This is a genomic window from Achromobacter dolens (assembly GCF_902859745.1).
In the GTDB taxonomy this organism is placed as follows: Bacteria; Pseudomonadota; Gammaproteobacteria; order Burkholderiales; family Burkholderiaceae_B; genus Achromobacter; species Achromobacter dolens.
On sequence record NZ_CADIJW010000010.1, the window covers coordinates 16,430 to 41,464 of the forward strand.

The 25,035-nt window shown below is 66.2% G+C and carries 23 protein-coding genes, 1 tRNA gene and 1 pseudogene; 8 read left to right on the forward strand and 17 right to left on the reverse strand.

The genetic code is table 11. From position 1 onward, the window contains the following. Positions 1-10 precede the first annotated feature (10 nt). The gene (locus tag HV783_RS10215) at positions 11-1,324 is read left to right on the forward strand and encodes a YihY family inner membrane protein (RefSeq protein WP_054503896.1); all 1,314 of its coding nucleotides are present in this window, start codon (positions 11-13) and stop codon (positions 1,322-1,324) included. 31 nt (positions 1,325-1,355) lie between these two features. Beyond that, positions 1,356-1,814 carry a CBS domain-containing protein gene (locus HV783_RS10220; RefSeq protein WP_006387928.1) on the forward strand — a complete coding sequence of 153 codons (459 nt, stop codon included), beginning with the start codon at positions 1,356-1,358 and terminating at the stop codon, positions 1,812-1,814. A gap of 108 nt (positions 1,815-1,922) precedes the next feature. Here HV783_RS10220 and dusA read toward each other — a convergent pair whose 3' ends face one another. Next, a complete protein-coding gene (dusA, locus tag HV783_RS10225; RefSeq protein ID WP_081273381.1) occupies positions 1,923-2,939 on the reverse strand; it encodes a tRNA dihydrouridine(20/20a) synthase DusA in 1,017 nt (338 codons plus the stop codon). Positions 2,940-3,124: 185 nt separating this feature from the next. Between dusA and HV783_RS10230 the strand changes: the two genes are divergently transcribed. Beyond that, positions 3,125-4,093: a homoserine kinase gene (locus tag HV783_RS10230; protein WP_054503898.1), complete on the forward strand. Its 969-nt coding sequence runs from the start codon at positions 3,125-3,127 to the stop codon at positions 4,091-4,093. Positions 4,094-4,158: 65 nt separating this feature from the next. Next, positions 4,159-4,962: a BPSS1780 family membrane protein gene (locus HV783_RS29440; protein WP_054503899.1), complete on the forward strand. Its 804-nt coding sequence runs from the start codon at positions 4,159-4,161 to the stop codon at positions 4,960-4,962. Positions 4,963-4,968: 6 nt separating this feature from the next. Here the strand turns inward: HV783_RS29440 and HV783_RS29445 are convergent. From HV783_RS29445 to HV783_RS10280, 10 genes and pseudogenes are all read right to left on the reverse strand, one after another. After that, positions 4,969-5,133: pseudogene (locus HV783_RS29445) on the reverse strand (DUF192 domain-containing protein); the annotation flags it as partial. 65 nt (positions 5,134-5,198) lie between these two features. Then, positions 5,199-6,104, reverse strand: coding sequence for a type II secretion system F family protein (locus tag HV783_RS10240; RefSeq protein WP_054503900.1), 906 nt, complete (start codon positions 6,102-6,104; stop codon positions 5,199-5,201). A gap of 12 nt (positions 6,105-6,116) precedes the next feature. After that, complete coding sequence (locus HV783_RS10245) at positions 6,117-6,962, reverse strand: type II secretion system F family protein (protein WP_175189077.1); 846 nt, start codon at positions 6,960-6,962, stop codon at positions 6,117-6,119. Further along, positions 6,959-8,620 (reverse strand): TadA family conjugal transfer-associated ATPase, encoded by a 1,662-nt coding sequence (locus tag HV783_RS10250; RefSeq protein ID WP_175189078.1) that lies wholly within the window; start codon positions 8,618-8,620, stop codon positions 6,959-6,961. Before HV783_RS10250 ends, HV783_RS10245 begins: the two co-directional genes overlap by 4 nt. A 4-nt stretch (positions 8,621-8,624) precedes the next feature. Then, positions 8,625-9,986 carry a type II and III secretion system protein family protein gene (locus tag HV783_RS10255; protein ID WP_054503902.1) on the reverse strand — a complete coding sequence of 454 codons (1,362 nt, stop codon included), beginning with the start codon at positions 9,984-9,986 and terminating at the stop codon, positions 8,625-8,627. After that, positions 9,983-10,816: a Flp pilus assembly protein CpaB gene (cpaB, locus tag HV783_RS10260; protein ID WP_254603866.1), complete on the reverse strand. Its 834-nt coding sequence runs from the start codon at positions 10,814-10,816 to the stop codon at positions 9,983-9,985. Before cpaB ends, HV783_RS10255 begins: the two co-directional genes overlap by 4 nt. Further along, positions 10,813-11,472, reverse strand: a complete 660-nt coding sequence (locus HV783_RS10265; RefSeq protein WP_254603862.1) for a hypothetical protein — start codon at positions 11,470-11,472, stop codon at positions 10,813-10,815. The genes cpaB and HV783_RS10265 overlap by 4 nt, the downstream gene beginning before the upstream one ends. 110 nt (positions 11,473-11,582) lie before the next feature. Continuing rightward, positions 11,583-12,185: a TadE family protein gene (locus HV783_RS10270; protein WP_175189079.1), complete on the reverse strand. Its 603-nt coding sequence runs from the start codon at positions 12,183-12,185 to the stop codon at positions 11,583-11,585. Then, positions 12,182-13,600 (reverse strand): hypothetical protein, encoded by a 1,419-nt coding sequence (locus HV783_RS10275; protein WP_175189080.1) that lies wholly within the window; start codon positions 13,598-13,600, stop codon positions 12,182-12,184. The genes HV783_RS10270 and HV783_RS10275 overlap by 4 nt, the downstream gene beginning before the upstream one ends. Next, positions 13,597-13,827, reverse strand: coding sequence for a hypothetical protein (locus tag HV783_RS10280; RefSeq protein WP_006393994.1), 231 nt, complete (start codon positions 13,825-13,827; stop codon positions 13,597-13,599). The genes HV783_RS10275 and HV783_RS10280 overlap by 4 nt, the downstream gene beginning before the upstream one ends. A gap of 507 nt (positions 13,828-14,334) precedes the next feature. Here HV783_RS10280 and HV783_RS10285 point away from each other — a divergent pair. Then, entirely contained in the window at positions 14,335-15,471 is a 1,137-nt protein-coding gene (locus HV783_RS10285; RefSeq protein ID WP_254603863.1) for an acyltransferase family protein, read from the forward strand. A gap of 13 nt (positions 15,472-15,484) precedes the next feature. On the opposite strand, the gene mdtD is transcribed toward HV783_RS10285, so the two are convergent. Then, positions 15,485-16,873, reverse strand: a complete 1,389-nt coding sequence (gene mdtD / locus HV783_RS10290; RefSeq protein ID WP_175189082.1) for a multidrug transporter subunit MdtD — start codon at positions 16,871-16,873, stop codon at positions 15,485-15,487. Between the two features lie 122 nt (positions 16,874-16,995). Between mdtD and HV783_RS10295 the strand changes: the two genes are divergently transcribed. After that, complete coding sequence (locus tag HV783_RS10295; RefSeq protein ID WP_054503907.1) at positions 16,996-17,916, forward strand: glycosyltransferase family 9 protein; 921 nt, start codon at positions 16,996-16,998, stop codon at positions 17,914-17,916. A 125-nt stretch (positions 17,917-18,041) separates the two neighbouring features. Here the strand turns inward: HV783_RS10295 and HV783_RS10300 are convergent, their stop codons facing one another. From HV783_RS10300 to HV783_RS10305, 3 genes are all read right to left on the reverse strand, one after another. Then, complete coding sequence (locus HV783_RS10300; RefSeq protein ID WP_064523227.1) at positions 18,042-19,184, reverse strand: glycosyltransferase family 4 protein; 1,143 nt, start codon at positions 19,182-19,184, stop codon at positions 18,042-18,044. Between the two features lie 535 nt (positions 19,185-19,719). Continuing rightward, positions 19,720-19,854: a hypothetical protein gene (locus HV783_RS29600; protein ID WP_276608450.1), complete on the reverse strand. Its 135-nt coding sequence runs from the start codon at positions 19,852-19,854 to the stop codon at positions 19,720-19,722. Positions 19,855-19,991: 137 nt separating this feature from the next. Further along, a complete protein-coding gene (locus HV783_RS10305) occupies positions 19,992-20,600 on the reverse strand; it encodes a hypothetical protein (protein WP_054503909.1) in 609 nt (202 codons plus the stop codon). A 282-nt stretch (positions 20,601-20,882) separates the two neighbouring features. On the opposite strand from HV783_RS10305, the gene HV783_RS10310 reads away from it, so the two are divergent. Together HV783_RS10310 and HV783_RS10315 are read left to right on the forward strand one after the other, a co-directional pair. Then, complete coding sequence (locus HV783_RS10310; protein WP_175189083.1) at positions 20,883-21,164, forward strand: hypothetical protein; 282 nt, start codon at positions 20,883-20,885, stop codon at positions 21,162-21,164. 3 nt (positions 21,165-21,167) lie between these two features. Beyond that, the gene (locus HV783_RS10315) at positions 21,168-22,010 is read left to right on the forward strand and encodes a DUF2243 domain-containing protein (RefSeq protein WP_054503911.1); all 843 of its coding nucleotides are present in this window, start codon (positions 21,168-21,170) and stop codon (positions 22,008-22,010) included. Positions 22,011-22,092: 82 nt separating this feature from the next. On the opposite strand, the gene HV783_RS10320 is transcribed toward HV783_RS10315, so the two are convergent. Together HV783_RS10320 and rpoD are read right to left on the reverse strand one after the other, a co-directional pair. After that, positions 22,093-22,171: transfer RNA gene (locus HV783_RS10320), tRNA-Ile, on the reverse strand. Positions 22,172-22,178: 7 nt separating this feature from the next. Next, positions 22,179-24,446 (reverse strand): RNA polymerase sigma factor RpoD, encoded by a 2,268-nt coding sequence (gene rpoD / locus HV783_RS10325; RefSeq protein ID WP_064523216.1) that lies wholly within the window; start codon positions 24,444-24,446, stop codon positions 22,179-22,181. Positions 24,447-25,035: the final 589 nt, after the last annotated feature.

Here is a 25,035-nt window from a genome sequence, read left to right on the forward strand (position 1 = left end):
TTATCGCCTGATGAACCGCCCCGCCGAGCCTGCCGCCGCCTCGCCGGCGGCCCCCGAGTCCCCGCCCCCGCGCGCATCGTGGGCGGCGCGGGTCGGGCGTGCCTTTGTCTTCACCGCGCAGCGCGCCGACGAGGAAAAGCTGCTGCAGGTCGCCTCCAGCCTCACCTTCACCACGGTGCTGGCGATCGTGCCGATGCTGGCCGTGGTGCTGTCGCTGTTCACGGCCTTCCCGGTGTTCCAGGAGTTCCGGGTAGCGCTCGAGGACTTCCTCGCCAACAGCCTGATGCCGCCGTCCGTCTCGGACAACATCATGGAGTACCTGAACCAGTTCGCCCGCCAGGCCTCGCGCCTGACCGCGATTGGCGGCGCGTTCCTGCTGGTGACCTCGCTGCTGCTGATCATGACGATCGACACGGCTTTCAACGACATCTGGCATGTCACCCGGCAGCGCCCGCTGCCGCAGCGGGCGCTGGTCTACTGGGCCGTCATCACGCTGGGGCCGGTGGTGGCCGGCGCCAGCCTCTGGGCCACCTCGTTCGTGGCGCGCGAATCGCTGGGACTGGTGCGCGACGTGCCGGAAATCGTCAGCGTGGCCATCTCGTTCATTCCGCTGGTGCTGACGGCCCTGGGCTTCGCCGCCCTGTTCATGGTGGTGCCGAACCGCCAGGTGCTGTGGCGCGACGCCCTCATTGGCGGCTGCGTCACGGCGATCGCGCTGGAAGTCATGAAGTCGGCCTTCGCCTACTACCTGACGCGGTTTCCCACCTATACCGTCATCTACGGCGCGTTCGCCACGCTGCCGATCTTCCTGTTGTGGATCTATCTGTCCTGGCTGGCGGTGCTGCTGGGCGCCACCCTGGCGGCCAGCGCGCCGCTGATCCGCCTGGGACGCTGGGAATTCAACCGTTATGCCGGCGCCCCCTTCGTCGATGCGCTGGACGTGCTGCGCGTGTTGCGCCGCGCCCAGTCCCGCACGCCCCCCGGCCTGCCGGCCGGTCAACTGGCCTCGAAACTGAAACTGCACCAGGACGAACTGAACGATGTCCTGGAGACGCTGTGTGACATGAACCTGGTTACACGCACCCCGGACGATCTCTGGGTGCTGACCTGCGACGCCCGCGAGACCTCGCTGGCGCCGGTGGTAGACCGTTTCCTGCTCGATCGCGGCCAGCCGCGGGTGCGCGACGATGGTGAAATCCTGCGGGTCGCGGCAGCCGTGATTTCCCGGGAAAATGCGCCCGTGCTGGAAGAAGTCTGCGGAGAAGCGCAAAATACCGGAAATGGCGTCGCCCCGGTATTGCAGCTGGAAGCGAACAAGAAATAGCAATCAGGGCACCACCGCCCAGGAGAAACCGATGTTGAAGGTCAGCGAGATTCTGCGCGTCAAGGGAGACACGCTTTACACGGCATCGCCGGACATGCCCGTGTCCCAGGCCGTGCAAACCATGAGCGAGCAGGATATCGGCTCGCTCGTCATCATGGAATTCGGCACGCTGGTCGGCATGCTGACGTTCCGCGAGATCATCCGCCACATGCACGCGCATGGCGGCGCGGGCGAAACCACCATCCGTTCCATCATGGACGACGCGCCGGTCAGCGTATCGCCCAACACCAGCGCCGACGAAGTGCAGCGCCTGATGCTCGAAAAGCACGCGCGCTACATCCCGGTCATGGACGGCCCCACGCTGATGGGCGTGATTTCGTTCTACGACATGGCCCAGGCCATCGTGGCGGCCCAGCAGTTCGAAAACAACATGCTCAAGGCCTACATCCGCGACTGGCCCGCCGAAAGCGCGGAGTCGACCCAGTCCTGAGCCACCGGCGGGCGGCGTCATCGCCGGCCCGCGGCGATCGTCCAATGGACAACGCCCAGGCGACCTCGCGGCCGCCTGGGCGTTGTTGCATTCAGGAGGGAGGCGCGTTCAGACGCCCGCCGGCGCCGCCGCCAGCGCGGCGCCGCGTTCCGGCGGAGCATGCCGCTGGCTGCGCCAGGCGTCGTAGATCAGCGCGGGATCGTTCGCGGCCAGCAACGCTGGATCCGACAACATGCGGCGCCAGCGCCGCGCGCCCGACTGGCCATTCACCAGTCCCAGCATGGGCCGCGTCATGACCCGTAGCGGCACGCCCTGCGCCACCTGGCGCGCGGCGTATTCCATCATCGCGTCGACCACCTGGGCATCGCTGGGCAGGCGCACCGACGGCCACAACTGCAGGGATACTTCGGACAACACCCGGGGCGTGTGCCAGGCCGCGCGGCCCAGCATCACGCCGTCGAAATCGGCGGCCGCGCGCACCGACTGCGCGGCATCGGCCAGCCCGCCGTTCAGCACGAACACGCAGTCCGGGAAGTCCCGCTTGAGCTGGCTCACCACGTCGTAGCGCAGCGGCGGAATCTCGCGATTGTCCTTGGGCGAGAGCCCCTTGAGCACGGCGTTGCGCGCATGAGCGATGAACACCCGGCAGCCGGTGTCGTAGATCTTGCCGACGAAATCGCGCACGAAGGCGTACGACTCGTCATAGTCCAGCCCCAGGCGGTGCTTGACCGTCACCGGAATGTCGACCGCATCCTGCATCGCCTTGATGCAGTCGGCGACCAGGGCGGGCTCGGCCATCAGGCAGGCGCCGAAAGCGCCTTTCTGAACCCGTTCCGAAGGACAGCCGCAGTTCAGGTTGATTTCATCGTAGCCCCATTGCCGCCCCAACTTGGCCGACTGCGCCAGGGCGTCAGGCTCGCTGCCGCCCAGTTGCAACGCGACCGGATGCTCGGCCTCGTCGAAGTCCAGGTGACGCGCGACGTTGCCATACAGCAAGGCGCCGGTGGTGATCATTTCGGTGTACAGACGCGCTCGCGGCGCCAGCAGCCGGTGGAAATAGCGGCAATGCCGGTCGGTCACATCGATCATCGGGGCGACGCAAAGCCGCCAGTCGGGGGAGTCCAAGAATCACTCGTCAAAACAAGGGGATGCGGTATTTTACGGTGCTTGGCGGGATTCTGCCCGGCAAGCTGGCCGACGATAGCGCCGCCCCCGCGGGCCATGTGGTCTAAAATTGCGCCGCCGCCGCGCGCAAGCGAGCGCCCGCGCCCGTAGCACACGTCCGCCAACTCCCCTCTTCTCGTAGATCAATGGCCGTATTCACCCCCGTATCCGATGACGACGCACGCGCCCTGCTGGGGCATTTCGACCTGGGTGAGTTCGTCTCGCTGCGGGGGATCACGGCGGGTATCGAGAACACCAATTACTTCCTGTACACCAGCCGCGGCGAATACGTGCTGACGCTGTTCGAAGTGCTGACGCACGCCCAGTTGCCGTTCTATATCGAACTGATGTACCACCTGGCCAGCCGCGGCATTCCGGTGCCGCAGCCGCAGACGCTGCGCAACGGCACCCGCCTGACCACGCTGCACGGCAAGCCCTGCGCGATCGTCACGCGCCTGCCCGGCGGCTACGAACCCGCCCCGGGCGTCGCCCATTGCGCCCTGGCCGGGGCCACCCTGGCCCGTGCCCACCTGGCGGCGCGGGACTTCCCGATCCAGCAGCCCAACCTGCGCGGCCTGTCCTGGTGGACCGAGACGGCACCCAAGGTTCTGCCATTCCTCGAAGCCGGCCAGGCGAAGTTGCTGCAGTCCGAGCTGGCCGCGCAACAGGCCGCGGCCGCCAGTCCCGCGTGGCAGGCACTGCCCGCCGGTCCCGCGCACTGCGACCTATTCCGCGACAACGTGCTGTTTGCCGGCACCTTCGAGGATCCGCTCATGGGCGGCATCATCGACTTCTACTTCGCCGGCTGCGACACCTGGCTGTTCGACGTCGCGGTCGGGGTGAACGACTGGTGCATCGAACGCGATACGGGTGAATTTATCCCCGAACTGGTCGAATCCTGGCTCGATGCCTATGCCAGCGTGCGCCCGTTCACGGACGCCGAGCGCCAGGCATGGCCGCTGATGCTGCGTGGCGCCGCCCTGCGCTTCTGGCTGTCGCGCCTGTACGACTTTTTCCTGCCGCGCCCGGCCCAGACGCTCAAGCCGCACGACCCCCGCCATTTCGAAAGAGTGTTGCAAGAGCGCCACCGCCCCGGCCTGCCGGTATTGCCGTAATCGTTATGCCCCCCATAATTGGGGGTAGCACGTCCCTTATTGAGAGATCACTTCCCAAGAGAGCCATGCAAGCAGCATTCCTACCCGCGTCTTCCGGCTGGCAATGGGTTCGAGACGGCTTCCGTCTGTTCCGCAAGCAACCCCTGGCCATGTACACCTGGGCGCTGGTCAACAGTCTCCTGGTCATTTTTGCCTTCGCGGCGCAGATCGTCGGTCCGATCCTGTTCATTGCCCTCATGCCGTCGGTCACGCTGATGAGCCTGGCGGCCTGCAAACACGTCGAGGCAGACCGCGTCATGCTGCCCTCGATGTGGGCCAAGCCGCTCAAGCAGCCGGGAGTGTTCCGCAAGCTGTTCCTGATGGGCCTGCTGTACGCGGCCGTCAGCCTGGCGGCCGGGCTCGCCACCTTCCTGCCGTTCTCGGCCGCCTTTTCGGAAGGCATGCGCATCGCGTCCATCGAAAACAGCATGGAACCCGTCCTGATGGCCTTGCGCGCCCCGCTCATCGTTTTCACGATTCTCTACATCGTGATCGCGGCGCTTTTCTGGTATGCGCCGGTACTGGTCGCCTGGCACGGCTTGCGACTGACGCAGGCGCTGTTCTTTTCCGGCATCGCCTGCTGGCGCAACAAGTGGGCCTTCCTGGTTTATGCCGCCACCTGGGTCCTGATCGCCCTGTTCCTGGACCTGTGCTCCGGGCTGCTGGTCGCCCTCGGCCTGTCGCCACAATTGGCCGGCACGCTGCAGATTCCCTTCACGATCGCCGCGGCAGGCGTGTTCTATTGCAGCTTCTACCCGTCGTATACCTCCGTGTTCGGCATCAACAGTCCCAGCCCGAATCTCGACAACGGCCACGGCGCCCAGGCATAACGCCACCCGGCAGGGCGCCAGCGCCCTGCACACCTTCACCACCCGCCGATCGCGCGCCACGAACACCACGTCGATGGGATGGCGCATGCCAAAGGTATGCACCGCCCGGCAAGGCGCCAGCAACAGGCCTGAACGCGGCCCCGGGGGCCGGCGCCCCAGCAATCCGCGCATCCGGCCTGGCCAGCTCCCGACCCGCAGCAGCCGCAACCGTGCCCGGGGCCACGGCAGGCGGGCGCTCACCAGGTCCCCTGCAGCAATCGCGCGGCGATGGGAAACGCCAGCACGATGAACGTGCACGGAAAGATGCAGCCTATCAACGGCAACAGCATCTTCACCGGCGCCTGCAGCGCCAGTTGCTCGGCGCGCCACTGGCGCTCGCTGCGGCATTGCCTGCTCTGCGCCCGCAATACCGGCCCCAGGCTGATACCGAGTGCATCCGCCTGGGCCAGGGCCGCGGTCCACTGGCGTACCAGCGGAATGCCGCAGCGATCCGCCATGGCCTGCAGCGCAACGGCCCGGGACACGCCGGCGCGCATGTCCGCCAGCGCCTCGCCCAGGACGTCGCGCAACGGCCCGCGGGGACCGTTCGTGACGGCCATTTGCAAGGCGCCATGCGTGCTCAGGCCGGCCTCGACGCACAAGACCATCAGTTCGAGGACGAACGGCAAACCCTGTTCGATCCGGCGCTGGCGTTCCCGTATCCGGCCTCGGAGCCATATTGCCGGCTGCACGCCCGCCATGAGCGCGCCGGCGACGGCCCCCGCGATGTAGTAGCCAATGGCCCCTGAATCCCTCGGCGACGCTCCGGCCAACATGCCACTGCCTCGCAACCCCAACATCGCCAGGCCCGCGAGCGCGGTCCCCGCCATTGCGGCCGCCAGACTCAGCGCCATGATGTGCTCGCCGTGCACGGTCGCAGGCAGCCCCGCCCGGGCGGCCATCGCGGCCAGGCGTGTCCGCCAGGCTCGCGGACAAAACCGCCCCACCGCTGGCGCCGTCCACGCGAGCCCGGGCCAGGCCAGACGCCACCACTCCGGCAAATTGGCGACGACCGGCATGCCGCGTCCGCTGGAGCGCAAAACCCGCCACGCGCATAGCGCCCCGCCCAGCGCCAGGGCAACCATGTCCAGATATCGCCACATCACTACCCTCTCTTAAAAATCGATCCGAACGATCCGCCGGATCAGCAGGACGCCCGCGGCTTCCAGCGTCGCCAGCAGGGCGAGCACCATCCAGCCTTGTCTCGTATGCCAGAGCAACGCCATGCTGTCCGGCTCCAAGCGGTCCAGCACCGCGAGCAGCAACACCGGCAAACCGCCGACGATCCAGGCCTGCATGCGGCCCTGCGAAGTCAGGGCCCGCACTTTCGCTTGCCACTGCAATCCCGCCCGCACCGCCTGCGCGATACCGTCGAGCGCCTCGGCCAGATCGCCGCCGGATTGCGCGGCGACACGCATTGCCACCACCACGAGTGTGGTCGAATCAGCCGCCATCCGCGTGTTCAGATGCGCCAGCGCCTCGTCCCAAGGCACGCCCAGCCGCTGCTCGCGCAGCACCAGCGCAAACTCCTGCGCCAGCGGCGCATCGCCTTGAGCCACCACCTGCCGCAACGCGGGCGTCAAGGCGATGCCGGCGCGCAGGGCCGAGGCCAGCATCAGCAAGGCCATCGGCAGTTGCTGTTCGAAGCGCCGGATACGCCGTCGTCGCCAGGCGTCCATCAACACGCGCGGCGCCCGCAGGACCAAAGCTGCCGCCAATAACGTGCCTCCGGCGCTGGAGGTGACGATGAAGGCCACCGCCGCCACGAGGACCGACAGCGCCATCGCGCCCGTCCATAGCCATGCCGGGTCGACAAACAGGAACAACTCGCCGAGGCGCCCTTGCGCCTCGTGCGTGTAATGCTCGCGCCAGCGCCGCAATACCGGTGCGAGCCAGCACTGCACGCTCCAGGCCAATGCCGTGCCGCACACCGTCGCCGCCAGAGCGGCGAGCCAGATCACGACGAACGCGCCGCGCAAACGGCGTCCGCGGCCCCCCCGTCAACGGCGAACCAGGAAACATCCAGGCCGTGGCCCGCCTCCTGCCATGCCTGCGCGAAGCTGGGCACGACCCCGCATCCGGTGAACCCGCCATGACGCTCATGCCGGAACAGTTCCTGCAACTGGATGCGCCCGCTCTCCATACCGGTGACTTCGGCGACGGACACCACCACGCGCCGCCCGTCGGACAATCGCGCCTGCTGCACGATGATGTCGATGCTGGCCGCGATGTGCTCACGCACGACGGCCAGTGGCAGATCCAGCCCTGCCATCAGCACCATCGACTCCAGGCGAGCCAGCGCATCCCTGGTGGAATTGGCGTGCAAAGTGGTCAAGGAGCCTTCGTGCCCGGTATTCATGGCCGTCAACATGTCGAAGGCCTCGGCGCCGCGGCACTCCCCGACCACGATCCTGTCCGGCCGCATGCGCAGCGCATTGCGCACCAGTTCGCGGATATCTATGCGCCCGCGCCCCTCCTGATTGGATGGCCTGGCCTCGAGCGACACCAGATGTTCATGGCTCAACCGTAGTTCCGCCGCGTCCTCGATGGTGACGATGCGCTCGCCTTCCGGGATTTCGTTGGACAGAACGTTCAGCAGCGTCGTCTTGCCCGCTCCCGTTCCGCCTGAGACCAGCAGGTTCTTGCGCAGGCGTACGCATCCGGTAAGGAATTGCGCCATGGCCTCGCTGAGCGTGCCAGCCGCCAACAGGTCCGCCATCTCCGGCCGGCGCTTCGGGAATTTGCGGATGGTCAGGCTCGCGCCTTTCAATGCAACCGGGGGAATGATGGCGTGCACCCGGGATCCGTCGGGCAACCGCGCGTCCACCATGGGCGAGCTTTCGTCGATGCGGCGCCCCAACGGAGTAACGATGCGCTCGATGACCCGGCGCACCGACTGTTCGCCGGTGAAGGCTGCGGCATGGCGCCACAGCCGGCCATCGCGCTCGACGTAGATTTCGTCATGCCGATTGACCATGATCTCGGTGACATCCGGCGCCGCCAACAATGGTTCCAACGGCCCCAGCCCGACCGCTTCGTCCAGTACCTCGCGGCACAGGGCCTCCCGGTCGATGGCCAGCGGCAATCCGGCATCCTCGGCCACGATCAGCGTCAACAGGCGCGTGGCTTCGGCGCGCAGCGAGGCGTCGCTCATACCCGCCACATCGCGCCGGCGAAGGTCCAGCGCGCCCAGCAGCGCGGCGTGCAGCCGGCGGCGCCATTGCAGGGAGGGCGACGACGGGACAAGCAGGCGTATCGCTGCTGCCCCCCGCACGGGGGGTGACGGCGGAGGTGACGCCGCAGGCACTGCCGCGTTGCGCTCGTCGTCGTGCGTGACGGGCGCCACCTTCAAGCGGCAGGGACCGATCAGGATCTCGTCGCCCGCCCCCACAGGCACATGGCTCGCCACGCGCAGGCCGTTGACGAAGGTGCCGCCAAGCGCACCGAGATCCTCGAGCACGACCACCGACGCTTCGCGCCGCAGCCGCGCATGCTGGCGGCCTACGCGCCAATTGGCAATGCGCAGGTCGCAGTGGACGCCGCGGCCGATCAGCACGGGCGCCGCAGCCACGATTCGTCGCGTGGCCGCGTCATCAACAGTCATCTGGATTTCAAGCATGGTGCTACTCCTGGTTGGCCGGCGCGGGCTTCGGCTCGTCATCGTCCCACTGCGACCCCGCCCCGGCGCGGGTGTTCCAGCCCGCGGTCGCGCGCGACGCGGTTCCCAACCGGGACGGTTGCGGAAATGCGGCGTCAACCAGCGCGTGCGCACGCCGCACCCGATCCGCCATGGCGGGCTCGTCGCGCGACACGATCCGCGGGGTTACAAAAATCGCCAGCTCGGTCTCGCGCAGTTGGTAACGCCGCGACGAGAACAGCGCGCCCAGAATCGGGATGTCTCTCAAGCCGGGAATGCCACTGGCATCGTCAGCGCGCTCGCGCGACAGGAAGCCGCCGATGACCAGCGTGTCGCCGGAGCGCACGTTGAATTCGGTGGAAGCCCGGCGTGTCCGCAGCGCCGGCCCGCCCGCGGCGGTCAGCGCCATGTCGACGGAACTGGCCTCGACCTCGATCAGCGAGCGAATGACGCCATTGCGATCGATGCGCGGCGTGATCCGCAAAGATACGCCGTAGGGTTTGAACAGCGTCGTCGGATTGCCGCGCGAGTCGGTCGAGACATAAGGCACCTCGCCACCCGCCAGGAACGTTGCGCTGGCGCCGCTGCGAGCCAACAGTTGCGGCTGCGCCAGCATGACGGCCTCGCCGCTCTGGGCCAGCGCGGCAATACGGGCCGACAACAGCGCATTGACGCCGAAGTAGCCTGCGGCGGATGACAACGGCGCCGGCGCTTGGACCACCTGCTCGCCGGGCCGCGCCATGCGGCCAAGCGACCCGGCATCCCATGCCAGCGCGGCGTTCAGGCCACCCTGCGTCGTGCCGTCCCAGCGGACCCCGAGCTCGCGCAACCTCGACGAGGGGATCTCCACTACCTGCACGTCCAGCAGCACCATGCTGTCCCACCCCACCTGGCCCGTGAAATCGACGACCTCGGGATAGCGCTGCGCCAACGCGGCGATACGGTCACGGTCGTCATCGGACAGGTCATCCCCCTCGATCACGATGCGTCCGCCCACCACCGAACTGCGGGCCCTGGGAATGCGCGACAACAGGGATTCGATTTCCGCCCGCAACCGCGGAGCCCCCGCCGGCACCACTTCGACCGCGTAGGTCTTGACGCCGCCGTCGGCCCACACCTGGACCGACGACATACCTTCGGCGCGTGCGAAAACCACAACCTCGCGACCCGCGGTGGCGACGGCGCTGAGCACCTCGCCATTGCCGATGGCCACCTGGGTCACGCCGGGCGCCGCCAACACGCGGCTTTCCCCGACTTGCATGTCGAGCGCCTGCCCGGCGGACCATGCGGGAAATACGACTGTCCACAGGCACACTGCGGACAGCGCCGCGATCATTCCGACGTTCATGGAAATTCCGATTCAAGGTCCGTTGACGAGACGATCGCTGCATCCGCCCCTTCGCCCAGGCGATCGCCATACAGGATGACCACCCGCGGCGCCGGCCGGGACTTGCGACCGCCATCCAGCAGCGACATCAATTCAGATGGCGGCATGGCCTCGCTGGCCACGGCATCGGCCGCGTTCCGCAACACGGCGGTCAACGTGCCAGCCTGTCTGGCCATGAGGTAGCTGGCGATCTGATCCGCCGATGCCGCCAACGTGATCGGAGGGTTTGCATCGACCGCGGAGGCATCGGTCGCGGCCAGCACCCGCACGCCTCGCAACACGGGCACGACCGCGCCCGGGCCGCGGCGCGGCAGCGTCAGATATACATCGATGGCGTCTCCGGCCCGCAACGTCGCGGCCAGGCTTCCGAGATCGGCGGCCTGCGCCACGAAGGCGCGCTGGCCCGCCTCGAGCCGCGACGCCAACGATGGCTTGACCAGGGAATCCGCAGCGGCGAGGCAGCCATTGAGCACCAGTTCGCCGCCAGTGAGCGCTCCCGCCAGCCGCATTCCCAGCACGCTGTCGATGGCGCCAGGCTCGAGGCTGCTCGCCGGCGCCCACTGCCCCGGAATGTCACGCACAGCGAGATGCCGCTCCTCCAGCACCGTGCCGGCTGCCAGATCGTGCGCGGCGACCAGGCGACTGACCAGCGGAACACGTCCCGCTGCTTCCAGGTCTTCGACACGCTGGCGCACATGTTCACGCACTGCCCAGGCGGACAACAGGCCGGCCGCCAACGCCAGCGCGAAGATGGCTATCTGGCGCGCACCAGGCACGACTCGGCGGGTCATGGCGTCCACCGCCGTATCCACAAACCACTGCCGCCATCCAGCGGTGTCAACATCCATTGCAAGCGCTCGCCGCGCTGCTGCCATGATTGCCAGGCGACGGCCCAACCCCTATCGAGCTCCTGCCAACCCGCGCGCAGCAATCCCTGCCGCAACACCGGCGCCAGACGCGACGGCGCAAGAAAATGGCGCCATATCGACTCAACGACAGTCCCCCGCCCTTGCCGCACGGTGAAATCCAGCATCGGCTGCGCATCGGCCGGCAGCCAGTCGGGCACGTCAGTGACGACGGCCGCCACCGGAGTGATCGACGAAACGCTTCCGATGCTGCGACCGCCCTCAGGGCTGCCCAATTGCGCCACCCAAAAGGCGCCGCAGACCCAGCCGGACAGGATCGCCTGTCCCTGCCGTATCTGGAGATCGCTGAATGCGGGTTGCTGGCGCGACAAGACTTTGATCAATTCCGGCACATCGACGGGCGCATCGAATACCAATGCCTGCATCGGCGCGCCATTCAGCCACATGCGATCCGCCAGGGGTTCGACCCGAGAACCGGGAGGGAAGCGCAATCCGGCCAAAGATGCCGGGTTCGATGACGCGAGGCCGGCCTGCGTAGCGGCTCCGGCGAAGGCCACCGGCCACGCCAGCGCCACCCACATGATCAATATCGAGGCGCCCCGTACGCACGGCGTAGAGCGCCGGTGCGCGCCGCGCGACCGCCCGCGGCCTGAAGGGCCATGCCAATGCCCGCCGGGGAATGGCCGCGCACTCATCGGGTCGCCCTCTCGCTTCCTGCCAATCCTTCCGCAGGCACCACGTCGACCCAGGAAGACAGCCAATCCAGGGAAAGCGCCGGCCGCTGCCAGGGGCCATCCGCGATCATCAACTGATCGCTGATCTCGTGGGCCAGCGACCGGGAGCGCTCCGCAGCCTGCGCCCAGGAAATCGCCGCCGCGCCGATACGGCGACGCAAATCGTCGTCGCCGTCCGCGTTGCCGGCGCCTGCTGCGACACGGATGCGCCGCTCGATACGCAGCGCGCGCCAAGGTCCTACGCCCGCCACGTCGGCGTGTGCTGTAACCGACACCGAGCGGGCCTCGGCACCCAGCCACTCAGCCAGCAAAGGCGCCAATCGCGGATCCCCTGCATCGACCGACGGCCCGGCCAGAACGAACGATCCAGATTGCGCGGGAACAATCCCGCCCGCGGCGGCGACCATCGCGGTCGAGCGGCTTGCAACGCCAACCTGTTGCGCGGTGAACAGCAACTGCCCCAGCCACGCCACCGCCATGAAGGAGAGGATCAACACGGGCAGCAAAGCCAACGCCTCGACCAACGCCTGGCCGCTTTGCCATACTGGAAGAGTTTTCATGGCGCCTCCCGGGCCCGCAGGGCCTCTTCAGCCGTCACCGAAGCCAGCCGGGCCTGCCAATACGGGAGAAACAGCGTCGGCGGTTCCTCGGGATCGCCGGGATGCGGCTCGGGTCGCGCGAAGTAGGTCTCGGCAGCACTGGTGACCCTCAACCACGCACCCGGACCGGCGCTCGCGCCGCGAGGCGTGCGCACAGGCGCTGCGAAGTCCACATGCCCGAGCCCACCGCGCGCCGCGCTGACCGCCACGGCAAATCGCAGGTGCTCAGCGCCTCGCGCGCTCGCCACCTCGTAATAACCAGGCAAACCCGATCCGGGCCAAGGCCGCAGTTGTGCGATGGCACGGGAATTGGCCAGAGGATTACCTGTGCCGCCACGGACGTCCCAGGTGGTGGACCGCCTCACCCAGTGCCAGAAGTCCTGGGATGTGAAATTGTCAGGCGGATTCTCGTCATACTCCAGCCCATCCGGGCCCGTGGATCCGGGCGCCGACACCACGCCCCAGCCCATCGCATATTCGCGGTAGTAACACCCCGCCCAACGGTTGAAGCGCTGGGAATGGAACGACTGCGTATCCACCGCGCCCCAGCGCCCGTCTGCACCGAGCCAGGTGGCGCCACGGCGACGCAGTTGATGCCGCGCCAGCGGACACTGCGCATTCACGGTCGCGGAACTGACGCGCGTCGCATCACGGCCCGCGAGAAAGCCGTAACGCCCAACGGCCTGCTCGACGGCCGAACGCAGGGCGCTACCGGGCAACGCCGCGCGACGCTGGAGAAATTGCGGCCAGCCATCGCTCAACAGGCGGATCGTCGGCATGTCGGCCGCGGCCCGCGCCGATCCTGTCCGCGGCGCCGCGCCTGCCGCCGAATAGTTTTCGCGCAGCACAGCCCGCATGAGGCGATCGCGCGCAGCAGGCAACTCCGCCACCGCCGAAGCGGCCCCCGCCTCGAGCACCTGATGCACGACACGGTCATGCTCGGCATAGGCGCGCATCAACGCCGCCTGCGCGCCGGGTGCGGCGCGTGCCGCGCCATAAGCCAGTCCGATGTCACGACCGAACAGCGTGGACAGCAGGCGCGCGGGCGGATTGTTACGCCTGCGTTGGTCGGCAAGCGTATGCGCGAACGACAGCGACGCCCCCAGCGTGACCAGATGCGCCATCGCGATCTGATGGGCGATCTGCGTGCGATTCGCATAAGCCAGGAAATTCATCTGACGGGCCTGCTCCAGCGCGCCGCTGTAGGCCGCAGCATCCGCGGCGTGGATCAAGTGCGCCCGCGCCTCGACGGTGCGCCCCAGCGTATACAGCATGACCAGCGCCGCCGAGACCGTGGCCGCGAGCATCACGCCCAGCATCAACGCCTGGCCTCGTTGAACGGTGCGCGGCGCCGCGCGCGTCGCCAGGCCCGTCATTGATCCGCCGCCGCATTGCCCGTGAAGGACTTGAGCGAACGCGCCTTGGTCTGGCCCGCCGCCTTTTGCACCGCCAGTCTCGCGGCGTTCGACTGCGCGCTGCCGTCCTCGCCCGCCAGCTCCCGCGCCATGGCCGCCGTCTGCGACCGCACCACCTGGCCAAGCGACTGGTAGACGGCGATCGCCGCAACCGCCACCAGGGCCACGACCACGATGTACTCCGTCATGCCTTGTCCGGCTTGCCGCTTCAGGTATCCCCACACTGTCGATCTCCGCTCGCGATGAATTGAGGGATCCAGTGTCGGTGGATGGGGAAAGCGCAACAATTCGCGGATGCCGAGCTGGATGAATTCGTCCCAAGTCCTTGACGATCCGCCAGGCAACGGTCATTGCCGTGTCTCTCTCGCGAATGGCGCGGAGAAAATGTTGTAACCCTCTAATTTGTATCGGGTTTTCCCTATTGCCGCCCCTCTGGAGCGGCAGTAGATTGGACTTGCCGGGCTGTCTGACACCCATCGCGTGCGAAGCCGGGCAGGAGCGCCCCAGACTCATCTCGAGCTGGGGCGCTCTTCCATTGGCGGGCTGCGGCGCATCGCGGAGATTGCTTCCCCGCCATTACAAAATCTATACACAGTCGCCCAATCCCCTCACAGTGCGCTGGCTAGCATGGCGTCTTTCCGTATCCAGACTGATCGATGCCTGCTTTCGCCCCACCGCCCAGGGCCGAGCGCCCCGTGCGGGGCGCCTCCCGCAATCCCGCCATCGATGCCCTGCGGGGCATCTCGATCCTGAGCGTCGTGCTGCTGCACGTGCAGATCCACATCCCGCAGGAACAAAGCCTGCTGGGCAAGGTGCTACCCGCCGCCCTCTTCAATATCGTCTATCGCAGCGGCTATTACGGCGTCATCATCTTCTTCGTGATCTCGGGCTATCTCATCACCGGCGCGGCCATCGAGCGCTGGGGCTGCCTCGAAGCCGTCCGCTGGGGCGAGTTCCTGCGCCGCCGTTTCGCCCGCATCTATCCCTGCCTGCTGTTGCTGCTGGCATTGCTGGCCATACTGCATGCGATCGAGATGCCGGGATTCGTCATCGAGAACACCAGCCTGGCGCGCGCCATCATCAGCGCGCTGACGTTGCACCTGAATTGGCTGGAGGCGCAGGTAGGCTACCTGCCGGCGGCCTGGAACGTGCTGTGGTCGCTGTCCATCGAGGAAGTCTTCTACCTGGCCTTTCCCGCGATCTGCCTGCTGTCGCTGGCGGCGGGCCAGCGCGCGCTGGTCATGGTCTTACTGCTGTTCGTCGCGCTCGGGCCGTTCGCCCGCGTCGCCTTCACCAGCAACGCGATCTGGGCCGACCACGCCTACCTGGCCGGCATGGACGGCATTGCCATCGGTTGCCTGGCCGCACTGTATGCCGCGCGGCCCGCCGCCCGCGGCCGACCAGCCCGCAAGCTGTTACTGGTCGGCGCCACGCTGTTCGTGCTGGTTTTCTTCCTGCGCAAGGCCACCGGCATGCTGGGGCTCACCGCGCTGGGCCTGAATGTGACCGCGTTGGAAATCGGCGTGGCCTGCCTGCTGATCGGCTGGACCCGCAACCCTCGCCCGACGCGTCCCAACCCGCTTCTCGCCGCATTGCGATGGGCCGGCCAGAACAGCTACGAGATCTATCTGACGCACATGTTCCCGGTCCTGCTGCTGGCGGCGGCGTCCTGCCGCAACTCGGGAGGCGTCGTGTCGACCTGGTGGCGCGCCGGCGCGCTGACCGCCGCCAGCGTGCTGGCGATCCTGCTCTCGGCGATGCTGGGTGGGCTGGTGGCGCGCTATTACTCGACGCCTCTGCGCCGTTGGATCGCGGGAGCCAGAACGCCATGAGCGGGGCGACGCGCTAGCCCGCCGCGCGCCGGCCCGAGCCATTCAGGCTCTCGGCGTCCAGGCGCCGGAACACCAGAGCCGATAACAGCGTGATGGCGCCGACACACAGGAACGCCAGCGTGAACGCGCGGGCCGGCAGGGCATCATCCGCGCCCGAGAACACGCCGACCAGCCCCCCGCCAATGGTCACCCCCAAGCCGATGGCCAGCATCTGCACCATCGAGAACAGACTATTGCCACTGCCCGCGTCGCGTGCGTTCAGGCCCTTGAGGGTGACGCTGTTCATGGCCGCGAACTGCATGGAATTGGCCGCGCCGAACAACGCCAGTTGCGCGATCTGCAGCGGCAATGGCCAATCGTGCGAGATCGCGGCGAACGACATGATGGCGGCGCCGACCAGCACGGTATTGGCGAGCAGGAACGCGTCGTAGCCGAAGCGCCGCACCAGCGGCGCGATCCAGGACTTCGAGATGGCGCCCGCGATGGCGGCGGGCAGCATCATCAGCCCGGACTGCAGCGGCGTGTAGCCCAACTGCAGTTGCAACAGCAGGGGCAGCAGGAAAGGCACCGCACTGCTGCCAACCCGACACACCAGGTTGCCGACCAACCCGACGCTGAAATTGGGCTCACGGAACAGGCGTAGCTCGAACAGCGGGTTGTCGCGCCGCCGCGCATGCGCCACATACAGCAGCACGGTCAACAGGCTCAACGCGAACAGCGCAGACGACCAGCCCGTGCGGCCCTCGCCAGCGGGCAGGTCCAGCGCCAGGGAGAAGGACACCATGCAAAGCGACAGCAGCCCGCAGCCCAGCACGTCGAACGGCGCCACATCGGCCAGCGCATCCTCGGGTAGATAGCGCCGCACGGCCATCACCCCCAACAGGCCGATCGGCACGTTGATCATGAAGATCCAATGCCAACTGGCCACCTGCACCAGCAGCCCGCCCAACGTCGGCCCGAAAATCGGCCCGATCTGGCCCGCGATCGAGACAAACGCCAGGGCCGAGATGTACTGGTCGCCCGGCACCCGCCGCAGCACTGCCAGGCGTCCGATGGGCAGCAACATTGAGCCGCCCACGCCCTGCACCACGCGAGCGATCGTCAACTGCGCCAGGGTCTGGGCCAGTCCGCAGAACACCGAACCGACCGCGAACACAAGGATCGCGGCCAGGTAGACGCGGCGCGTGCCGAACCGGTCGGCCAGCCAGCCCGATGCCGGCGTGAGCATCGCCATCGTCAACGTATAGGCCACCACCACCGGCTTGAGAGCCAGCACGTCCTCCCCCAGGCTGCGCGCCATTGCGGGCAAGGCGGTATTGACGATGGTCGTGTCCAGCGTCTGCATGAAGAAACAGGCGGCGACGACCCAGAGCAGGGCTCGCTGGGGGGGAGGCGTAGGCATGCCTGAAATCGTACTCCCGCCCAGCCCACGCGCCGCTGACACGCCGGCCGGGGCCCGGCCGGCGCAAACCTGAGAAACAATCGGTTATTCTCCGCAGCGAAAACAACGAGGATGAACCGCAAGTGAGCACCGCCCCTTCCCTACAGACCGGCAATGTGGCGCTGGTCCTCTCCAACCGCCTTGGCGACTCGCTGTACCAGATGACGCTCGCCAACAACCTGCGCAAGGCCGGCCGCGACATCACCGTCTACGGCGTGCACGGCTACGCCCTGCGCGAATGGTTTCCCGATTTCGACATCCAGCCCTTGCCGGCGGACATCACCAGCCTGGCGGGCTACGACACCATCGTGCAGATGGATCCGGACAGCCCGTTCGACGGCCTCACCCGCGTCTGTCGCCGCTTCCTGAGCACCAAGGAATGGGGCAAGATCCGCGCGGCGCCACGCAAGCACGCTTCGCCCAATGGCATCCTCGATGAATTCCGGCGTTTCTCGGTCGATGCCTTCGGCCTGACGGAATGGAGCGACGACAACGGCCTGCGGGCCCCGGCCCGCCTCAAGGCCCGGCGCCACGACAAGCGCGTGATCCTGCATCCGACCTCGAGCGAAGCGGAGCGCTGCTGGACGCCAGGCAAATACGTGGTCGTCGCCCGCCGGCTGCGTGCCATGGGCTACGAGCCGGTCTTCGTGCTGGCGCCGGCGGAACGCGCCCACTGGCTACCCCTGCTGGAACAGGCCCATGCCGGCCTTGTGGAAGCGCCGTCAATCGACGGCGTCGCCGCCGAGGTCTACGAGTCCGGTTGGTTCATCGGCACCGATTCCGGCATCGGCCATCTGGCCTCATGCTGTGGATTGTCGACGGTCACCATCGTCGACCGCCCCCGCAACATGCCCCGCTGGCGCCCGGCCTGGGCCGACAACGTGGTGGTCCAACCCTGGTGGCTGCCGCTGCGTTCCCTGCGCCGCAAATACTGGCGCGAAGCCACCACGGTCGCCGCGGTCATGCGCTGCTTCGGCCGGATGGTGCGGCGACGCGATCGCTGACGGGAAAATTCCTGGGCGCAAGCGACACGGGCCGGTTGCCGATCTATCGGCAACCGGCCCGCTTACATGAAACGGCGGCCGCAACCAGGAGCCGCCCTCCAGACGCGCGTTTTCCGCGCGCGATCTCAGGCCATCACTTCCACGTTCCTGGCCGAGCGCGCATCCTCCATGGCGATCTGGTAGGCGTCGAGCGTCTCCGCCATTTTCTGGGACAGCATCAGATGCCGGTCGGCGAACGTGCGGGCCTGCTCGGCGATCCTGGCGGCCTGCTCGGGATGCGACCAGATCCAGGCCAGGTGCTCGGCGAAACCCGCGACATCCTGCGCCGGCGCCAGCCAGCCGGTGTCGCCGGGACGCACAATCTCAGGCAGGCCGCCGACTGCGCTGGCCACCACCGGACACCGGGACGCATAGGCTTCCGGCACAACGCGCGACCAGGCTTCGTTGATCGATGGCACCAGCATCGCGTCGGCGGCATGGATGATGTTCGAAATGTCTTCCCGATGCCCGGCAAAGGTCACGGAGTCGCCGATCCCGAGTTCCGCGACCAGGTCATGCAGCTTCTGCCCGTAGGCAGCCGTCGCGCGCGTGGGCATGCCGACCACCAGCGCCCGCGCGGGCACGCCGCGCTGGCGCAGGGCGTGTACCACGCGCAGCAGATCCTCCTGCCGCTTGTCGGGCCGAAGCATGCCGATGGTGGCCACCACGAACGAGGCGGGATCCAGGCCCAGCTCCTGCCGCATGGCGCGGCGCATCGCCCGCTTGTCGACGTCGGCGAAGAATCCATGGTCGGCCCACTCGCCCACCACGCTGATCCGCTTATGCCCGGCAAAGCCCGCCGCGACGATATCCTGGGCGCCGCCCTGACTGGTGGTGATAACGCGATGACAACCCAGGCGCCACTCCAGCCGTCGCCGCCACGACGTGCGCAGCGGGCGGGAGAAATGCCAGGTCCGCACCAGGGAACACAGGTCGCGGCAGAGTGCGCTGGCTTTCGCATCAGGCGTGCCATGCGCGTCAATGATCTGGATGCGCAGGTCCTTCACGAGTTGGCGCAGCTTGAGCACACCCGACCACGAATAAGGGGCACTGAAATTCATGCCAATCGTGGCCAACCCCCAGCTACGCGCCAGCTTGAGGGTGTCACTCCCAGGCGGCGCGGCAATTGCCACGGCGTGGCCTTGCTCTTGCAGCCAACGCGACTGGTCCAGGACCCGAAACTCCAATCCCCCCAGATTGGGGCCAGAGAGCGTGTGCAGAATTTGCATGGGAATCAACAGCAGAGAAACGCGAACCGCCGTGCCGCGCGGGCCAAAACCGCAGGCATGGCAAGCCGGATCCCTGTTACATCAGGCGCGGCGTGCGGCGGCGGGAGCGACGAGGAAACAAAAACGGGGGGCATCGCAGGGGCGGCTTGGTAAGATCGGCTCTAATTGTTTGCCGGACGGGGGCTATCGCATCGCCGAAACCGACTGAAACGCCATTTTTGTGAAATTTAGCTACGAGTCAGGAATATAGGCGCGCGGTATGGCAAGAGTTGGAGAGAACTTTTAACCATTGTGAATATTTTTGCTTTTTATGTAACCAAATAAATCAATCCTGCTGTACCGCCAGCCCCCGCTTCAACAGTACGTTCGCCTCGCGCGCCAATATCGGCCGACAGCCGCTGACGGCCGCAAGAACGCCCGCCAGCCGTCGGGCAGGCGAAATCGGGAAAGGGAAAGGGGCGCCACGAGCCTTCGGCACCAGGCGGGCGCGCTGAACGCGCCGGATCAGGTCATCCGACAGGACTGGAAACCCGGTTCAGAAGATGCAATACCGTCCCAACCCCAGCGTCAGCCAGTCAACCCGCGTCAGCAGGAGGGCCACCGCGGCAAAAATCGTGACGAGGAGAATCGTCAGACGATTGCCGGGCTTGATGAACGGGTTAGCGGTCATGGATGTCGTTTGAAACGGAACGAACGATTCGGCGCAACCGCCTGAAAACCGACGATACACTACGGAGCCGTGAGATTTCCCGCGGCGGCGCCCGCACGCCTGCGAGCACGCTGGCGCGGGACGCGCCACCCGGGACGTCAAAGCATCTTGTCTCGCGCCTGCTCTGCCCTCGACGCACCTATCGCCGTCTCCACGTTCCTGGCCTCCTCTGGAGGAGGCAGCACCGCCGGGAACCCGAGCGATTGAATCCAGAGCTCACGGGCCCACCCCTTCGTGTGATAGAGATGGTGGTCTTCATCTTTTTCCACCGCGTCATAAGCGCGCTGCAGCACTTTCGCCTGCGGCCCGGACAGCTTTTCCGCCACCAGGCCAATCAGCTCCCAGTTTTGGTGGTCCTTGGTCTCGGCGAGCACGACGCACTCCGCCGCCACCAGTTGAGCCGCCTCAGGATTTCCCTGCGACTTCGCCAATTCGATCGCAACAACAAGGCTCTCGCCATGGTGCTTGACCACAGCGCGGCTGGGCACCGCCGCGTTCGGGTCAAGGTTGAGCTCCTCGAATACGGTCAGCAACACGCGCTGGTGCGTCTTCGTTTCGTCTAAATACCCCTGCCACTCCTCGCGCAGGTCGTCGTTGACCGCACATTCGAGCGCCGCCTTGTAAACAAGCTCTCCGCCCAGTTCAGTTTCAAGCGCTTGGTACAGAAGGTCGTGGATTTGCTCGAGGTTGCCAGCTTTCTTCGCCATATTGCCCTCCCGGGGGTGACGTCCATTGGGACCACCTGTGGAGCAAGTTCCGTTCCTGCCGAGCCCCTTCCGCTGACGGCTACCGCACTACATCAGTCGGCCGATTGGGCCAGGATTGCGAACGTGTTAATTATTGGAACCGTCCAGCGGCCACAGAGCCGGACGTGCAAACCCACCCTGGTCCCTGGACTGTCACTCCTGGAGAAGCCATATGGCCGCCGGCAGAATTCGGATGGGCATGCCGCTTGCCGATGATGCCACGAGCTATCAACGGAGACAGCCATGGACCAATCACCCAACCGCGACCCGCGCAAGCCGGTTCAACCCGCCCCCGAACCCAGCGACGAAGACCAAGTCGATATTGCATCCGATGTACAACGAGGATTGGAGAAAGCGAATAGCAAATCCGAAAGCGATCGGCAAACCCCTCCCGATGGCCATAAGGCTACCGAGTTCGATGGATCGCCGAACCCGCGCGCAGATGAGGGCGCCCGGGTATTCAAACCCGCCGATGACACGCCCGCCGTGATGCCCAAACGCCAAGGGCCAAAGAACCCGGAGTAGGACATGCCTATTCCCGCCACTACTTTGTCAACTTCCGACCGCCGAATGCGACGTGCGGGCGGCCTCCTCGGCTTTGCAATGGGCGGCTTCTTCGACGGCATCCTGCTGCATCAGATATTGCAATGGCACCACCTTTTGTCGGCTGTCCGTACCGGAGTCTTCGGGGACCTACGGGTTCAGGTTGCGGCCGACGGGTTCTTTCATGCTCTGATGTACGTCATTGCCGCGGCCGGCTTGTGGACGCTCTATCATGCGCGCGCCAACACACCAGTGGCGTCGATGCGGCCGCTCTGGCCGACGTTCTGGATGGGCTTCGGAGGCTGGCATATTGTCGACGCGCTGTTCTCGCATTGGATCACCGGCATTCACCGAATTCGGATGGATTCGGATATGCCCCTGTTCTGGGACCTGACCTGGTTGGCGGTGTTCGGATTGATACCGTTTATCCTGGGCTGGCGCAGCCGTTCTGCGGGGGGAAGCCCGCCGCAACGCGGACAACACGCGTCGATACGATTGCTGCTTGTTGCACTGGTCGGGGCTGCGGCGGCGAACCTGTTTCCGCCACGTGGCGATAACGACACAACTGTCGTGGCACTGATGCCGAACGCGTCAGCCGCCAGACTATTGCTGGCCCTGAACGGTACGCAGGCCCGTATTCTCTGGGCTGACACGGCCGGCGGCGTATGGGTGATGAAGGGCCTTTCAATGCGCCAGGGCCTCGCGCTGTACCGTTCCGGCGCGCTCTTCGTCAGCGGCACGGCCTCGCCGGCAGGTTGTGCCGCGTGGGTGCGGTCAACGCAGGAAGCGCCAACCCGACCGGCAACCGCTTTCACGGAACCGACATGACCTTGCGCCGATTTGCGGAAAAGACCCGGGATTGCGGAAAAGACAACGGGTCTTGGATTGCTCCAAGACCCGCATGTTTCTTTGGTAGGCCCCCCGAGAGTCGAACTCGGCACCAACGGATTATGAGTCCGCTGCTCTAACCAGGCATGAGCTAGAGGCCCAGGAAACTTATTGCCCTTCCAGGAAGCTCTTCAGCTTGTCGGCCCGGCTCGGGTGACGCAGCTTGCGCAGCGCTTTGGCCTCTATTTGGCGGATGCGCTCACGCGTGACGTCGAACTGCTTGCCCACTTCTTCCAGGGTCTGGTCGGTGCTCATTTCGATACCGAAACGCATGCGCAGCACCTTGGCCTCCCGCGGGGTCAGAGAGTCTAGCACTTCCTTGACCACGTCGCGCATGGAACCATGCAGCGCGGCGTCCGAAGGCGCGAGGGTCGAGGTGTCCTCGATGAAATCGCCCAGGTGCGAATCGTCGTCGTCGCCGATCGGCGTTTCCATGGAGATCGGTTCCTTGGCGATCTTCAGGATCTTGCGGATCTTGTCCTCGGGCATGTCCATCTTCTGCGCCAGGGTCGCGGGATCCGGCTCGGCGCCGGTTTCCTGCAGGATCTGGCGGCTGATCCGGTTCATCTTGTTGATCGTTTCGATCATGTGGACCGGGATACGGATGGTGCGCGCCTGGTCGGCGATGGAGCGGGTGATGGCCTGACGGATCCACCACGTCGCGTAGGTCGAGAACTTGTAGCCGCGACGGTACTCGAACTTGTCCACGGCCTTCATCAGGCCGATGTTGCCTTCCTGGATCAGGTCCAGGAACTGCAGGCCGCGGTTCGTGTACTTCTTGGCGATCGAGATCACCAGGCGCAGGTTGGCCTCGGTCATTTCGCGCTTGGCCTTGCGGGCCTTGGCTTCGCCGGTGGCCATGCGCTTGTTGACGTCCTTGAGGTCCTTGAGCGGCAGCACCACGCGGGTCTGCAGATCGATCAGCTTCTGCTGCAGTTCCTGCACGGCGGGAATCTGGCGCTCCAGCGTTTCGGCGTACGGATGGCCCGCGGCCACTTCGTCGACGACCCACTGCAGGTTGGTTTCGTTGCCCGGGAACACCTTGATGAAATGCGTGCGCGGCATGCCGGCACGGTCCACACACGTGTGCAGGACGGCGCGCTCGAGCTGGCGCACTTCTTCCACCTGGTTGCGCAGCGTGTCGGCCAGCTTCTCGACCATCTTGGCGGTGAAGCGGATGCCCATCAGTTCGTTCTGGATCGACTCTTGCGCGCGCACGTAGACGTCCGACTTGTAGCCGTCCTTCTCGTACGACAGGCGCATCTTGTCGAACTGCTTGCCGACCTCGTCGAACTTGGCCAGCGCCTTCACGCGCAGGTCTTCCAACTGCTTGCTGGACATGCCGCCGGCGGGGCCGTCGTCGCTCTCGTCTTCGTCGGCGGTGACACCGGCGCCGGCGTACTCTTCGCCGTCTTCCGGATCGACCAGGCCGTCGACCACTTCGTCGATCTGCGCCTGGCCTTCACGCACGCGCAGGACGTGGGCGAGGATTTCGTTGATGGTGGTCGGGCAGGCCGAGATGGCCATGACCATGTGCTTCAGGCCGTCTTCGATGCGCTTGGCAATCTCGATTTCGCCTTCGCGCGTCAGCAGCTCCACCGAGCCCATTTCGCGCATGTACATACGCACGGGGTCGGTGGTGCGGCCAAAATCGGAGTCCACGGTGGTCAGCGCGGCTTCGGCTTCGTCTTCGACGTCATCGTCGTTGGACGCGACCGGCGCGTTTTCGCTCATCAGCAGCGTTTCGGCATCGGGCGCCTGGTCGTAGACCGCGATGCCCATGTCGCTGAACGTGCTGATGATGCCGTCGATGGCTTCGGCGTCGACCAGGTCGTCAGGCAGATGGTCGTTGATTTCGCCGTAGGTCAGGTAGCCGCGATCCTTGCCCAGCTTGATCAACTGCTTGAGGCGGTTGCGGCGGGCTTCGTATTCTTCGGCCGAGACGGGGCCGCGGGCAATCAGATCCTTGGGATCGGCCTTGCCGCGCTTGCCGCCACGCTTGGGCGGCTTCAGATCCGGCAGGACTTCGCCTTCGCCGTCCATGGTGTCGTCGAAACCGTCGGAATCGTTGTTGGCATTCTTGGCCGGGCGGCCGGGGCGGCGGCCGCTGGGGACCGGACGCGCGCTGCCGACCAGATCGGCGAGCTTGTCCTCGGCCTTCTTGGCACGCGCCTTGGTCACCTTCTCGGGCTTGTCTGCCGCCGCCGTCTTGGCAGCCGCCTTCTTGGCGGCCGTCTTCGCGGCAGGCTTGGCGACCTTCACCGCCGTCTTGGCGGGCGCTTTTTCCGCCGCCATGCTGACGACACGCTTGGCCTTGGTGGCCAGGGTGTCGGTCGCATCAATTGCAGAGGAGGATTTGCCGGTGGATTTGGTCATAGTCGCTTCCGTGGTCGTCGCAACCCGTTCGGGCATGTGCACCGCATGAAACCGCTGCCGGGCAAAGGCCCATCGCGGCATCCATGCGGGTAAAACTGGTGAATCGGCGGAACCCCTGCGGCTGCGTTGTTCGCGGCACAAGCTCTTGCGAGCCCGCTTGGCGTCATTGCGGTCCGTGACCGGCTGAACGCCTGGCGTGCATGGTTTCATCCAGCCGCGGACTCCCGGCATCGAGGGGGGCTGTCTGCCTATAAATAGGCGTTGCTTGCCTGGCGGGCCTTGCCCTTGGCAGCTAGATAGACACAGCACCCAAACCTCAGACGCGACGCGAAGATAACCGCCGCCGAACTGCGTGATTCACCACTCAGCTATAGTAATTAACTATGTAACAAATTTGATGCGCACGTCCGCTTTTTTTCGCGCTGGCGCTTGGGGCTCATCCACCCCAGACCGACCCGTTCAACCGGTATCCGCCTTGCCCGCCAGCCCGGCATCGCTTCAGCCGACCTGCCCATCAAACCCTAAAACTATTAGATTCCAGCAACGGAAATAGATTCCGTCCGCCGTTCTTTTTCCTGCCGCTTGCGCA